General features: G+C 44.9%; 12 protein-coding genes. 9 read left to right on the top strand and 3 right to left on the bottom strand.

The window, feature by feature from the left end; all coding sequences use genetic code 11:
• Positions 1-20: 20 nt before the first annotated feature.
• The 5 genes from def (at position 21) to LRQ06_RS06985 (ending at position 5,723) form a co-directional block, all read left to right on the top strand.
• Positions 21-536, top strand: a complete 516-nt coding sequence (gene def / locus LRQ06_RS07005) for a peptide deformylase (RefSeq protein WP_232765691.1) — start codon at positions 21-23, stop codon at positions 534-536.
• Between the two features lie 9 nt (positions 537-545).
• A complete protein-coding gene (gene fmt, locus LRQ06_RS07000) occupies positions 546-1,493 on the top strand; it encodes a methionyl-tRNA formyltransferase (RefSeq protein WP_232765690.1) in 948 nt (315 codons plus the stop codon).
• 69 nt (positions 1,494-1,562) lie between these two features.
• Positions 1,563-2,846 (top strand): 16S rRNA (cytosine(967)-C(5))-methyltransferase RsmB, encoded by a 1,284-nt coding sequence (rsmB, locus tag LRQ06_RS06995; RefSeq protein WP_232765689.1) that lies wholly within the window; start codon positions 1,563-1,565, stop codon positions 2,844-2,846.
• A 40-nt stretch (positions 2,847-2,886) separates the two neighbouring features.
• A complete protein-coding gene (gene trkA / locus LRQ06_RS06990; protein WP_232765688.1) occupies positions 2,887-4,263 on the top strand; it encodes a Trk system potassium transporter TrkA in 1,377 nt (458 codons plus the stop codon).
• 14 nt (positions 4,264-4,277) lie between these two features.
• A complete protein-coding gene (locus LRQ06_RS06985) occupies positions 4,278-5,723 on the top strand; it encodes a TrkH family potassium uptake protein (protein WP_232765687.1) in 1,446 nt (481 codons plus the stop codon).
• A 46-nt stretch (positions 5,724-5,769) separates the two neighbouring features.
• On the opposite strand, the gene LRQ06_RS06980 is transcribed toward LRQ06_RS06985, so the two are convergent.
• The gene (locus tag LRQ06_RS06980) at positions 5,770-6,561 is read right to left on the bottom strand and encodes a sporulation protein (protein ID WP_232765686.1); all 792 of its coding nucleotides are present in this window, start codon (positions 6,559-6,561) and stop codon (positions 5,770-5,772) included.
• Positions 6,562-7,152: 591 nt separating this feature from the next.
• On the opposite strand from LRQ06_RS06980, the gene LRQ06_RS06975 reads away from it, so the two are divergent.
• The 3 genes from LRQ06_RS06975 to LRQ06_RS06965 are packed head-to-tail and all read left to right on the top strand — an operon-like array spanning position 7,153 to position 9,083.
• A complete protein-coding gene (locus LRQ06_RS06975; RefSeq protein WP_232765685.1) occupies positions 7,153-7,419 on the top strand; it encodes a YihD family protein in 267 nt (88 codons plus the stop codon).
• Positions 7,420-7,447: 28 nt separating this feature from the next.
• Positions 7,448-8,428, top strand: coding sequence for a serine/threonine protein kinase (locus LRQ06_RS06970; RefSeq protein ID WP_232765684.1), 981 nt, complete (start codon positions 7,448-7,450; stop codon positions 8,426-8,428).
• Positions 8,429-8,462: 34 nt separating this feature from the next.
• Positions 8,463-9,083, top strand: a complete 621-nt coding sequence (locus LRQ06_RS06965) for a thiol:disulfide interchange protein DsbA/DsbL (RefSeq protein WP_232765683.1) — start codon at positions 8,463-8,465, stop codon at positions 9,081-9,083.
• Between the two features lie 48 nt (positions 9,084-9,131).
• Here LRQ06_RS06965 and yihG read toward each other — a convergent pair whose 3' ends face one another.
• Entirely contained in the window at positions 9,132-10,016 is an 885-nt protein-coding gene (yihG, locus tag LRQ06_RS06960) for a 1-acylglycerol-3-phosphate O-acyltransferase, YihG family (protein WP_232765682.1), read from the bottom strand.
• Between the two features lie 92 nt (positions 10,017-10,108).
• The gene (locus tag LRQ06_RS06955; RefSeq protein WP_232765681.1) at positions 10,109-11,635 is read right to left on the bottom strand and encodes a YifB family Mg chelatase-like AAA ATPase; all 1,527 of its coding nucleotides are present in this window, start codon (positions 11,633-11,635) and stop codon (positions 10,109-10,111) included.
• Between the two features lie 475 nt (positions 11,636-12,110).
• Here LRQ06_RS06955 and ilvG point away from each other — a divergent pair, with 475 nt between their 5' ends.
• On the top strand, positions 12,111-13,757 hold the full coding sequence (ilvG, locus tag LRQ06_RS06950; RefSeq protein ID WP_232765680.1) for an acetolactate synthase 2 catalytic subunit: 1,647 nt from the start codon (positions 12,111-12,113) through the stop codon (positions 13,755-13,757).
• Position 13,758 lies beyond the last annotated feature (1 nt).

Here is a 13,758-nt window from a genome sequence, read left to right as displayed (position 1 = left end):
ATTTCAACATCTGAGTGTATATGGCTGTTTTAGAAGTATTAACTTTTCCTGATGATCGCCTCAGAAAGGTAGCGAAACCCGTAGAGTCGGTGACTCCGGAAATTCAAAAAATTGTTGATGACATGATTGATACCATGTACGAAGAAGAAGGTATCGGTCTGGCGGCAACACAAGTAAATGTTCACCAACGAATAGTAGTGATTGATATCTCTGATACCCGTAATCAACCTTTGGTTTTAATCAATCCGGAGATCCTTGAGAAAAGAGGTGAAGATGGTATTGAAGAAGGCTGTTTATCCGTTCCCGGTTCCCGGGCATTTGTCCCCAGAGCGGCAGAGGTTACTGTCAGAGCACTGAATCGTGATGGCGACGAGTTTACGTTTGATGCAGAAGACCTTCTGGCAATCTGTGTACAACACGAACTTGATCATCTAAAGGGAAAACTCTTTGTCGATTACTTGTCACCTCTAAAACGCAAACGAATCAAAGATAAGCTCGAAAAAATCAAACGCTTTAATGAGAAAAATAACAAGTGAGGTAATACTTTGAGTCAATCACTACGTATTGTCTTTGCAGGATCTCCTGATTTCGCCGCCCGCCACCTGGCGGCGTTGTTGTCTTCGGAGCATCAGGTTGTTGGGGTTTATACTCCACCGGATCGCCCTGCAGGCCGGGGGAAAAAACTCACGGCCAGCCCGGTCAAAAATATGGCTTTAGAAAATAATATTCCGGTTTATCAACCAGAAGGTTTTAAATCAGACGAAGCCAAACAGCAACTAAAATCGCTTGATGCGGATATTATGATTATTGTTGCATATGGATTTCTGTTGCCAAAAACAGTTTTGGACATGCCTAAGTTAGGCTGTATTAATGTACACGGTTCGGTTTTACCACGATGGCGGGGGGCGGCACCAATACAGCGTGCTATCTGGGCCGGAGATAAAGAAACCGGCGTAACCATTATGCAGATGGACGTTGGCCTTGATACCGGCGACATGCTAAGTGTCGCAACAACACCGATTGAACCATCGGATACCAGTGCTTCTATGTATGAAAAACTCGCGAACCTTGGACCTCAAGCTCTGGTTCGCTGTTTAACCGATATTGCAGATAACCGAATTTGCCCGGTAAAGCAAGACGATGAACGAGCCAACTATGCTGAGAAATTAAGTAAGCAGGAAGCCCTCATCGACTGGTCATCTGATGCCGAATTTATTGAGCGCTGTACCCGGGCCTTTAACCCATGGCCCATGAGCTACTTTAAAGTGGCGGATAACAATATTAAAGTCTGGCAAGCCAGACTGTCAGAGACGTCAACAGATAAACCGGCTGGCACCATTCTTAAAACAGACAAAACCGGGATTTATATTGCAACCGGGAAAGGCGTTTTAGTCTTAGAAACGCTTCAGATTCCGGGTAAAAAGGCTCTTCCGGTTCAGGACATCCTGAACGCACGGGCGGATTGGTTTGAGGTTGGCAGTCAACTGTCTTAATTATCAAAAAACAGACACAAACAGGTCCATCCAGCTTTGTTTGTGTTCTTTTATTATTTAGGTTCCAAAATGAATGTTCGTGCCACTGCAGCAAATGTGATTTTTCAGGTTGTCGATAAAGGCGTATCGCTCTCCTCTGCATTACCCGCAGCCCAACAAAGTATTCACTCCCGGGATTATGCATTACTTCAGGAGATTTGCTTTGGTGTTCTCCGTTACCTTCCGAGGCTGGAATCCATTGTGAAAGAATTAATGGATAAACCTCTAAAGGGAAAACAAAGGGTATTTCATCACCTTCTGCTGGTTGGCATTTATCAGATCCGTTTTATGCGAATTCCAGATCATGCAGCCGTCGGAGAGACCGTTGAAGCAACAAAAGCACTGAAAGGTCCACGTTTACGCGGATTAATTAACGCAGTGTTACGCAATTATCAACGAAACAAGGATGGATTAGATACCATTGCGGTAAGTCATGATGCCGGAAAATATGGCCATCCGGGCTGGCTGTTGAAAATACTCCGACAATCCTATCCGGAGCAATGGGAACAGGTTGTTGAAGCCAATAACCAGAAAGCGCCCATGTGGCTTCGGGTTAACCAAAAATACATTAGCGCACCGGACTACCAGTCCCTGCTTAATGAGCAAAATATTGACTCACGTCTACATGAGCACCTTCCTAACGCCATAAAATTAGCCGCACCTTGTGACGTGCACCAGTTACCTCATTTTGAGGAAGGGTGGATTTCCGTACAGGATGGAGCAGCTCAATTGTCCGTGGATTATCTGGCGCCACAGCCGGGCGAACAAATTCTGGATTGCTGCGCAGCTCCCGGAGGGAAAACGGCTCACATACTTGAAAGGGAGCCAACAGCAAACGTGATTGCCATCGACTGTGATAATAAGCGTTTACAGCGGGTAAAAGAAAATCTGAACCGACTGAATCTGGAAGCAAGTGTGATTCAGGGTGATGCCCGTTATCCAGAGCAATGGTGGCACGGCAATAAGTTTGACCGGATTTTACTTGATGCTCCCTGTTCGGCTACAGGCGTTATTCGCCGTCATCCCGATATAAAATGGCTACGACGTGCCGAGGATATTGAACAGCTTTCTTTGCTACAAAAAGAAATCCTGCACGCGATGTGGCAACAGCTAAAATCAGGCGGTACGATGGTGTATGCAACATGTTCCGTCACACCACAGGAAAATAAAGATCAAATTAGCCGGTTTTTGGCCGATACACCAGATGCTATATTGGTAAATTCAGATCCGAACTCTCCGGGAAGGCAAATTCTGCCGGGAGAAGACGATATGGATGGTTTCTATTACGCCGTCTTAAGAAAACAAGAGTCGTAAATCCAAAATACGATAGTAAGTTCAATGTAGAGAAAAGAATATGAAAATCATCATTCTTGGGGCGGGTCAGGTTGGTGGCACCCTAGCAGAAAACCTTGTTGGTGAAAATAATGATATCACCATCGTTGACAAGAGCAGTGATCGCCTGAGAGAGCTTCAGGATAAATATGATTTACGTGTTGTCACCGGTCATGCAAGCCATCCGGATGTTCTCAGAGAAGCCGGAGCACAAGATGCGGACATGTTGGTTGCCGTCACCAATACCGATGAGACCAATATGGCAGCATGTCAGGTTGCTTATACTCTTTTCAATACACCGAACCGTGTTGCCAGAATCCGATCATCACAATATCTGACAGAAAAAGAAGCACTTTTTCAGACCGGTTCTGTCCCTGTCGATCATTTGATTGCTCCGGAAGAACTGGTCACCAGCTATATTGAACGTTTAGTTCAGTATCCCGGGGCTTTACAAGTGGTGAGCTTTGCTGATGAAAAAGTCAGCTTAGTGGCTGTAAAAGCCTACTACGGAGGGCCGTTAGTCGGGAATGCCCTCGCTACACTCAGTGAACATATGCCTCATATCGATACCCGGGTTGCCGCTATTTTCCGTCAGGGCAGGCCAATCCGGCCTCAGGGCAGTACGATTATTGAAGCTGATGACGAAGTTTTTTTTGTTGCAGCAAGCCACCATATCCGCTCAATTATGAGTGAACTGCAACGCCTTGAAAAACCTTACCGGCGCATAATGATTGTTGGGGGGGGGAACATTGGTGCCAGTCTCGCAAAGCGCCTGGAGCATACCTACAGCGTTAAATTGATTGAGCGGAATTATCAACGAGCCGAGCAACTTTCTGAAGAACTGGAAAATACTATCGTTTTCTGCGGAGATGCCGCTGATCAGGAATTACTGACTGAGGAAAACATCGAGCAAATTGATGTTTTCATCTCCTTAACCAATGAAGATGAAACCAACATTATGTCGGCAATGCTGGCAAAACAGCTGGGCGCCAAAAAAGCCATGGTGTTGATTCAGCGCAGCGCTTATGTTGATTTAGTTCAGGGAGGTGTTATTGATGTGGCGATTTCACCTCAGCAAGCCACAATATCTGAGCTGCTAACTCACGTCCGACGCGCTGATATTGTCAATGTTTCCTCACTACGCCGAGGAGCAGCCGAAGCCATTGAAGCCATCGCACACGGGGATGAAAGCACATCAAAAGTCGTTGGCCGCTCCGTTGGCGAAATGAAGCTCCCTCCAGGTACCACCATTGGGGCCATCGTTCGTGGAGATGAAGTCATCATTGCGCACGACAAGACGGTCATCGCTCAGGACGATCATGTGGTGATGTTCCTGGTCAATAAAAAATATGTGCCTGACGTTGAAGCGCTATTTCAACCGAGCCCGTTCTTTTTATAGTTGCCTCTGTTGTTATGTTGAATTTCAAACCTATTTTATTTGTATTGGGGTTAGTTTTATCAAAACTGGCCCTGTTTATGTATGTCCCGACGTTTGTTTCGTTCTTCTCTGGTACGCCTGGTTTTTTAGATTTTTCCAAAGCCGTCATAATTACTCATATCACTTCATTTATTTTGCTCTCTCTGGGCCGCACAGCTCATTTTAAGTTAAATGTACGCGATATGTTTCTGCTGACCAGTCTGGTATGGAGCGTCGCCAGTATCTTTGCTGCACTGCCATTTGTTTTTATTAATCACATCAGCTTCACAGATGCGTATTTCGAAACCATGTCCGGCATCACAACAACAGGGTCAACGGTGCTGAGCGGACTGGATAACATGGCACCCAGTATCCTACTCTGGCGCTCAATACTACAGTGGCTGGGCGGTGTCGGATTCATCGTAATGGCCGTGGCAATATTGCCGATGCTAAACGTGGGTGGGATGAAACTGTTCCAGACCGAATCATCAGACTGGTCCGATAAAACCAGTCCCAGAGCAAAAACGGTGGCTAAGAACATTGTCACCGTCTATCTGGTGCTGACTCTGTTATGCTGTATTGGCTATATTCTCACAGGTATGACCCCATTTGAGGCTATCAATCACTCCTTTACAACTCTTTCGACCGGCGGTTATTCAACATCTGATGGATCAATGAATCACTTTTCCAACGGCGCTCACTGGGTTGCCATTGTTTTCATGTTCTTAGGTGGGCTGCCTTTTTTGCTATTTGTCAGCGCGATTCGGAAGCACCGGGCAAAAGAACTTTATATGGATGCGCAGGTCAGAGGATTTTTCTTTATTTTCATCAGTACCAGTGGCGTGATTGCCATCTGGCTACACTTTCATAACGGCTATGAGGCTTTAGATGCCATCCGGGTTTCGATGTTTAACATCGTTTCCGTAATCACGACAACCGGATTTGGCTTGGATGACTTTACCGCATGGGGAGCGCTGCCAACGGTTATTTTTGCCTTTGTTATGCTGGTCGGAGCCTGTTCAGGTTCAACGGCAGGAGGAATCAAAATATTCCGTTTTCAGGTCGCCATTACCTTGCTGAATAAGCAGATCATGAAACTGATTCATCCGAATGGTATTTTTGTCCACCGCTACAATCAAAGGCCGTTAAATGACGATATCATCAGTTCCGTCGTCGCGTTCGGTATTACCTTCTTTATCACCATCATTGTGATTGCCGGCGCTCTCAGTGCGATGGGACTCGATCCTATGACCAGTATATCCGGAGCAATTACCGCCGTATCAAATGTCGGACCAGGAATGGGAAATGTCATTGGCCCAACAGGCAATTTTGAACCTCTTCCATCGGCCGCAAAATGGATCTTAAGCTTCGGTATGTTAATGGGAAGACTGGAAATTCTGACCATTCTGGTTCTCTTCTTCCCGGCATTCTGGAAAGGATAACCCCAAACGTCTGTGGCCACAGGAACCCACCGGCGTTTTATCTTCATTAAGATGCTTGTTCAAGGTATTCCAGAACCATAGGGCCTACATCTTCAATAGCAGTCGATATTGGGATCTCCAGATAACGTTTTAAATCACCTTTCCCCAATAAGCTAACCAACATACCACTCATACCTTTCATTGCCCGATCAATTTCAAACCAGAGTTTCAGTGCTTCTTCGTCCCGATAGGCTATGATCTCCAGTTCACGCCAACGCCCATGAAAAGGACCGGTTGTCGGAACAAATTCAAATTCCTGAACAAAAGGTAAAGAAAACCCTTTTGCCGCTTCACATTCAACCTGCCTCAATCGCAACCCCTGCTCTTCAAAAGCAGAAAAAACAGCATCCAATAATGGCTCTGGTCTCACCGTCAGGCTATCTTTATCCGTTGGATCAACCGCCATCTCAATATCCAGACCGGTTTCAAGCCAAACTTTCGTATCACCGACGGTTACCGGCATGTTTGGCGGCAAATCAAACTCAACATCAAAGTCCCGGGTTTCTCCGGGTTCAAGGCTAAATGCATAGGGCAACGACCATTTTGCCAACGCATACGTTTTGTGGACTTTACGGCGATGACCGCTATCCCTGTCTTTATTCGGAAGGGGTTCTTCATCGACATACCGACAACAAAGCTGCATTTCGATGTTATCAATCGCTTGTACTGTTGAGCCACCATACACATGAACAACAATATTGAGTTTATCCCCGGGATAAAGAACATCCTGTTGTAATACGGAATCAACTCTGGCCGAGCCGATTCCAAACGTTGCAAGCGTTTTCTTGATAAAAGACATAAACACCTCCTTGGTAGACTTAGCTCATACTAAACAGGTTTATAAGATAAACTCAATTACGTAACGGTCAGATTTAAAAAATTCTCTCATGAATTGATCGGTTTTCTATCGATTTCTGTATATATTGATGGTATTCTAGCCACTGTGAGTATGCAATTGTACTCTAGCCCTGGATGATTATTTGGAACGGCATTTGCCAGCATGAGGTGCACCTTTTTTTAAGAGTGACTCAATAGTTATTCTAGGTCATTTTTTTGGCAAAGGACTTGTCTGACCGTTAGGCAAAAGAAGATAGTAATGCACCCAACAGCAGCCAAATGTTCGCACACCCACGGGAGTGCTTCACGCCGTCGTTGCAGCTATGCAACACAAATGCAACACAAAAGACCAGCAGTAGCAGAAAGTCCAGTTGAAAAACATCCACAATCGACGTTGGATTCAACCAAACAAACTGATGCAGCATAAATAAATCCCGAAAGCGCAGTCCACTTTCACTGCGCTTTTTCTATTTTCCCCTTCATAAATTCATTGGTATTCACTTCGCATTTTGATAGGTTTAATAAAAATCATTATAAAAATACGGAGAAAGTAATGAACTGCCATCGAATCGAAGAGCTTATTGAACTTCTTGAGCCAGAGTGGCAAAAAGACTCAGAGCTCAATTTAATTCAGTTTCTGCTTAAATTATCAAATGAAGCCGGTTTTGAAGGCCCGCTGGAAGAACTGACAGATGACGTATTGATCTATCATCTGAAAATGCGCAACAGTGCAAAAGACGACGTCATTCCGGGGATCAAAAAAGACTACGAAGAAGATTTTAAAACCGCCATTCTTAAAGCCCGTGGAATCATCAAATAATCGTAATGATTCATCATTAGGACATACTATGACACAATCCAGTTTTCATTTTGATAGCTTAACACCAGATCTGTTATGGTTTGCGCTGGAAAGCATCGGAATTCGCGCTGAATCGGGCTTTCTGGCATTAAACAGCTATGAAAACCGCGTTTATCAGTTCACGGATGAGGAAAACCGGCGCTTTGTGACTAAGTTTTACCGGCCCCAAAGATGGAGCCGGGAGCAAATAATCGAAGAACACACATTCACCCAGGAACTAGCAGATCAGGAAATTCCGGTTGTATCTCCATTATCTATTAACGGTCAGACATTACACCAGTATGAACATTTCTTATTTGCTGTCTTTCCAAGTATGGGAGGACGCCAGTTCGAAGTCGATAATTTTGATCATCTGGAATGGGTTGGACGATATCTTGGCCGCATTCATCAGGTAGGAATGAGTAAACCGTTTAGTCACAGACCGACTGTAGGATTACAAGAATACCTTTATGATGCCAGAAGTATCCTGCAATCCTCTGAGTTTATCCCTCCTCATCTGGAAAACAGCTTTTTTAATGATCTGAATCTGCTCATTCAAAGAATTGAATCGAACTGGAACTCTGACTGGCAGCCCATCCGCTTACACGGAGACTGCCATCCTGGCAATATTTTATGGCGGGATGAGCCCATATTTGTCGATTTTGATGATTCCAGAACCGGTCCGGCAATTCAGGACTTATGGATGCTACTAAGTGGTGAACGGCATGAAAAGCTGGCTCAGCTCGACGTCTTACTGGAAGGTTATCAGGAATTTTGCAATTTTAATCACTCAGAATTGAAACTTATTGAGCCTTTACGCGGTCTACGAATGGTGCATTATATGTCCTGGTTAGCGAAACGTTGGCATGATCCCGCTTTTCCAGCCGCATTTCCCTGGTTCAATGATCCAAAATACTGGGAAGGACAAGTTCTGGCAATAAAAGAGCAGCTGGCCGCTCTAAACGAACCAACTCTGACTCTGATACCCTGATATCCGATCAGAGAAAATAAACATGGAGTTTATAATGAAAAAACTGTTTGCACTTTTTGCAACGATTTTAATCAGCCTGTCAGCCCAGGCAACGACATTTAAAGAAGGCGTCGATTATAAAGTCTTAGATCGACCTCATTCAGAACAACCTGTTGTTAATGAGTTTTTCTCTTTCTATTGCCCACACTGCTTTCAGTTTGAACACTATATTGAACAACTGAAACAACATTTTTTAGGAAAAGCAATATTTACTAGAAGCCATGTATCCTTTTTGGGTGGCGACATGGGAGAGAATATGACCAAAGCTTACGCGACCATGGTATCTCTGAATGTGGAAGACAAACTGATTCCGGCAATGTTTAATCAAATTCAAGTAAAACGTGAGCCACCACTTGATATTGAAGAACTGAAACAAATTTTTACCGCTCATGGTGTCAGTACTGAAGATTTTAATGATGCATTCAATAGTTTTGCGGTTGATTCGATGGCTCGTAAATTTGATAAAGACTTTATGGATAGTGGACTGAGAGGCGTGCCTTCAGTGGTTGTAAATAATAAGTATCTAATAACATTAAAACCCAATAGAAATATGACCAGCGTTGATAGTTTTTTCCAAATATATACTGAGTTAGTTGAATATTTATTAAAAAAATAACCATAAAAAACAAGTAATAAAAAGAGGAGCAGAAACACTCCTCTTTTTTTACTTATCCTGATAAACATCTGCTAAAAATTCGTCTTTTTCCCGCCAGACGTCACCGAGCCATTTCTGAAACTGGCGTTTATAAGGTTTATCATTGAAATAATCTCCGGTCACCTGCTCATCAACCGGTAATTCACGAATATTTACAACAATGCGTTTCATGCGTCCCATCAACAAATCTTTAAACGGATTTTCCTGATTATCTGGGTAAGCCAACGTCACATCGAGCACGTTATCAAACTGCTCTCCCATGGCTGCCAGCGTGTATGCAATGCCTCCGGATTTAGGCGAAAGGAGGTGTTGATACGGAGATTTACCTTTCTTTCTTTTTTCCGGAGTAAAGCGGGTACCCTCAACATAATTCACCACAGTTGTCGGATGCGTTTTAAATTTGGCACAGGAACGTCGGGTCGTTTCTAAATCCTGCCCTCTTTTTTCCGGATGCCGGAGTAAATACTCTCTGGAATAGCGTCGCATGAACGGCATGTCCAGAGCCCAACATCCCATCCCGACAAACGGAACATACAATAATTGCTGCTTCAAAAAAAATTTCGGCATAGGTATTTTATTTTTAAAAACACAACATAGCACAACAATATCAGTCCAACTGATGTGGTTACTGATCATCAAATACCAGCCTTGTCGTTGCAATGTTTCACCGCCCCGAATATCCCACTTAACCCGGTTGGAGAGCGTAAGAATTCCCAGATTAACCGTGGCCCAGACCCACATAAAATAATTCGCAGCCCGGGTGGCATAATCCTGAGAGAACGCAATTGGAATCAGAGCTTTAAATAATGCGCATAGACATATAAACAAAGAACAAACTGCTGTATTCAATAACACAAGCAGTACATTAATAATCAGTAAAAAATAACCCACCATAGTAAAAAATCAGCATTCCGAACAACTAAGACTGGCGGGCATTATACAAATATGAGCCCGAAATAACATAACAGACTTGTACATTCTTTGCCTTATATCACCTGTGCACTCACATCCCGCAGGAGTCTATCCATTGCACGATACCCTAATGCTTCTGCCAAATGACATCTGACAATTTGTTCTTCTCCATCCAGGTCAGCTATTGTCCGAGCGACCTTGATCAACCGGTGGTAAGCCCGGATAGATAATCCCAAAGTGTGTAATGCATTCTCAAGAAACTCAGCATCCTCAGGATGAAGGGGACAATATTTCTCAATTTCACGACTTCCCAGCATTGCATTAATTTTATTTCCTCTTTCTAACATACGAGATCGGGCCGAAAGTACTCTTTCTTTAACCATAACGGTTGACTCGCCCCGATCGCCTCCCTGAGATAACGTTCCTTTAGGTAACGCAGGAATCTCAACCGACATATCAAAACGATCCAACAAAGGTCCGGATAACCGCCCAAGATAACGCAGAATTAACTGTGGATTTGTCCGGGTCTGACCTCCTTCATAATATCCAGTCGGACTTGGATTGAGTGCCCCCACTAACTGAAACCGGGCAGGGAAACGGGTCTTCCCCTGAGCGCGGGAGATAATGATTTCTCCCGACTCCAGAGGCTCTCTCAGTGAATCTAATACTTTTCTTTCAAATTCCGGCATTTCATCCAGAAAAAGAAGGCCATTATGCGCAAGAGATATCTCCCCGGGCCGCGGAATCGATCCGCCTCCAACCAATGCTGCCATTGAACTTGAATGGTGTGGTGCCCGGAAAGGCCGGATTTTCCAGTTGTGCTGATTAATATCCTGCTGCTGCACTAAAGACGCAACAGCAGCCGTTTCCATCGCTTCTCCATCGCTCATTTCAGGTAATAAATCGCACAAACGGGAAGCCAGCATGGTTTTACCTGTTCCCGGAGGTCCGAGGAAAAGCACATTGTGTCCACCTGCCGCTGCAATTTCCAATGCCCGCTTACCCTGCTGTTGCCCGATAATGTCTCTTAAATCCCGCTCCTGATTGTTCGGTGAGATAGTGGCTCTCTCCCTTTTCAGACCCAGTTGATGCTCTCCGAATAGAGCCTGACAAACCTGCAGTAACGAATCCGCCGATTTATGTACATCCGGAGCAACCAATGCAGCCTGATCTCCATTATCATTTGGCACAACAAGGCTACGGGACGCTCTCTTTGCTGACAATGCCGCAGGGATCACGCCCTTTACTGGCCGAAGTTCACCAGATAACGCCAGTTCACCGACAAACTCATACTGCTTTAATACTTCTTCCGGTATTTGGTCTGACGCGGCCAGAATTCCTAGCGCAATCGGCAAATCAAACCGACCACCTTCTTTAGGTAAATCAGCCGGAGCCAGATTTACGGTAATTCTTTTGGAAGGAAATTCAAAACCGGAATGAATAATGGCACTTCTCACCCGGTCTCTTGATTCTTTAACGGTCGTCTCCGGCAACCCCACCAAATTAAACCCCGGCATCCCCCGGCTAATATAGACTTCAACAGTGACCTCCGGCGCCTCTATTCCGACACTGGCCCGGCTATGTACGATGGCTAAGCTCATTTCTATCCTTTACAGCTGATTTTCATACATTCATATGCAATATAAAAATGCAGTTAATAGTTTGATTTACATATATAGTTGATAAACGGTTTGCAATAATATGAAAAAAGAATGAGTTTTTACTTGTCATCTAACAGATATATGTGATACCACTATGGGTGAAGAATAATTCATCAAACACAACACTGTATTCGTAATATGATTAAAAACGTCCTATCACTGATTAGCCTCATTATTGTCGTGGTCATTATTGATTCCACGCGGGGGTTTATGGACGTAAAATAAACAACAGATTCTAAAAACCCCCGTACTGAAAAGTCCGGGGGTTTTTTTTACTGTATTCAAGAATATTAAGACTAAGAAGCGCAGTTCTCTCAACGAGTTCAAAGCGGGAAGTATGGGAGTAGCACACTATGTGCAGACACAATAATAATCAATTGCGCAGCATGAACTTTTGCTGCACGGGAGGGTGGTGATGAACGGATCACAGCTTGTCGTAGCCGCCTTAAAACAACAGGGTATTAAAACCATTTTCGGTTATCCGGGTGGTGCAATCATGCCAATTTATGATGCACTTTATGATGGCGGTGTCGAACACATCCTCTGCCGTCATGAGCAGGGTGCCGCCATGGCAGCAATCGGTATGGCCAGAGCCACACAGGACGTTGCAGTATGCATGGCCACATCAGGACCGGGCGCAACCAATCTGGTCACAGGGCTTGCTGATGCATTCTTAGATTCCGTGCCTATTGTTGCCATTACCGGTCAGGTTGCCAGTCCTCTAATCGGAACCGATGCTTTTCAGGAAATGGACGTCATTGGCATGTCTTTATCCTGTACTAAACACAGTTATCTGGTTACCGATATCAATGACCTGGCCCCGACACTGGCTGAAGCCTTTGAAGTAGCTAAAACAGGCCGCCCGGGGCCGGTTATTGTGGATATTGCGAAAGACGTGCAGCTTGCCGAGACGCCTGTCATGCAGTTACCTAAGTTTACCCCCCCACCGATTCCGACGGTTGATGCCGGCGAGCTGGATAAAGCCAGAGAAATGATTCGGGACAGCAAACGTCCTGTACTTTATGTCGGTGGTGGTGCGCAAATCGCCCATGCGACTCAAACGGTCAGAGAATTTCTGAAACTTAACCCAATGCCTTCCGTCAGCACGCTAAAAGGGCTTGGTACCGTTGAGAGACACGATCCTCATTACCTTGGGATGCTGGGAATGCATGGCACCAAAGCGGCCAACCTTGTGGTACAGGAATGCGATTTACTTATCGTCGTTGGTGCCCGTTTTGACGACCGGGTCACCGGCAAGCTGGATACGTTTGCTCCCCATGCAAAAGTCATTCATATCGACATTGATGCAGCTGAGTTCAACAAACTTCGCGTCGTAAATTCGGCCCTTCGTGGAGACATCAATGTCATTTTACCGGAACTGGAACTGACAAACGACATTACACCATGGTTACATCACAGCGAAAGTCTGCGCAGTGGATTTAAATGGCGGTATGACCATCCGGGAGAGCTAATTTATGCCCCATTACTTTTAAAACAGCTCTCTGATATGATGCCTGACACATCAATCATATCTACCGATGTCGGGCAGCATCAGATGTGGGCAGCACAGCACACTCAACCCCGGGAGCCTCAGAATTATATTACCTCTGCGGGATTGGGAACAATGGGATTTGGCTTACCGGCAGCAATGGGTGCCGCCGTTGCCCGACCGGATGATCAATCCGTGCTGATCACCGGCGATGGCTCCTTTATGATGAACATTCAGGAACTAGGAACACTGAAGCGTCGGCAGATTCCGGTCAAAATGATTCTTCTGAACAATCATCGTTTAGGCATGGTACGCCAGTGGCAATCCCTGTTCTTTGACGGCCGCCATAGTGAAACCATTTTAGATGATAACCCTGATTTTATCATGCTGGCGCAATCGTTTGGAATTCCGGGAAAAACCATTACGAAAAAAGAAGAAGTTGAGCCCGCCTTAAAAGAAATGCTGGCCAGTAAAACGGCCTATCTTCTTCAGGTCATGATCGACGAAGAAGAAAACGTTTGGCCGTTAGTACCACCTGGTGCATCCAATAATGACATGTTAGAAAACACCTAGG

Origin of the sequence: Vibrio salinus, from assembly GCF_021272385.1 — a bacterium.
Lineage (GTDB): Bacteria > Pseudomonadota > Gammaproteobacteria > Enterobacterales > Vibrionaceae > Vibrio > Vibrio salinus.
The sequence above is the reverse complement of the archived record's forward strand: the minus strand, read 5'-3'. Positions and strand labels throughout refer to the sequence as shown.

What these genes read in the sequence shown, in the direction of transcription:
- def (WP_232765691.1), top strand. Translation starts at nt 21, where the DNA reads ATGGCTGTTTTAGAAGTATTAACTTTTCCTGATGATCGCCTCAGAAAG.
- rsmB (WP_232765689.1), top strand. Translation starts at nt 1,563, where the DNA reads ATGAATGTTCGTGCCACTGCAGCAAATGTGATTTTTCAGGTTGTCGAT.
- trkA (WP_232765688.1), top strand. Translation starts at nt 2,887, where the DNA reads ATGAAAATCATCATTCTTGGGGCGGGTCAGGTTGGTGGCACCCTAGCA.
- LRQ06_RS06985 (WP_232765687.1), top strand. Translation starts at nt 4,278, where the DNA reads ATGTTGAATTTCAAACCTATTTTATTTGTATTGGGGTTAGTTTTATCA.
- LRQ06_RS06980 (WP_232765686.1), bottom strand. Translation starts at nt 6,561, where the DNA reads ATGTCTTTTATCAAGAAAACGCTTGCAACGTTTGGAATCGGCTCGGCC.
- LRQ06_RS06975 (WP_232765685.1), top strand. Translation starts at nt 7,153, where the DNA reads ATGAACTGCCATCGAATCGAAGAGCTTATTGAACTTCTTGAGCCAGAG.
- LRQ06_RS06970 (WP_232765684.1), top strand. Translation starts at nt 7,448, where the DNA reads ATGACACAATCCAGTTTTCATTTTGATAGCTTAACACCAGATCTGTTA.
- LRQ06_RS06965 (WP_232765683.1), top strand. Translation starts at nt 8,463, where the DNA reads ATGAAAAAACTGTTTGCACTTTTTGCAACGATTTTAATCAGCCTGTCA.
- yihG (WP_232765682.1), bottom strand. Translation starts at nt 10,016, where the DNA reads ATGGTGGGTTATTTTTTACTGATTATTAATGTACTGCTTGTGTTATTG.
- LRQ06_RS06955 (WP_232765681.1), bottom strand. Translation starts at nt 11,635, where the DNA reads ATGAGCTTAGCCATCGTACATAGCCGGGCCAGTGTCGGAATAGAGGCG.
- ilvG (WP_232765680.1), top strand. Translation starts at nt 12,111, where the DNA reads ATGAACGGATCACAGCTTGTCGTAGCCGCCTTAAAACAACAGGGTATT.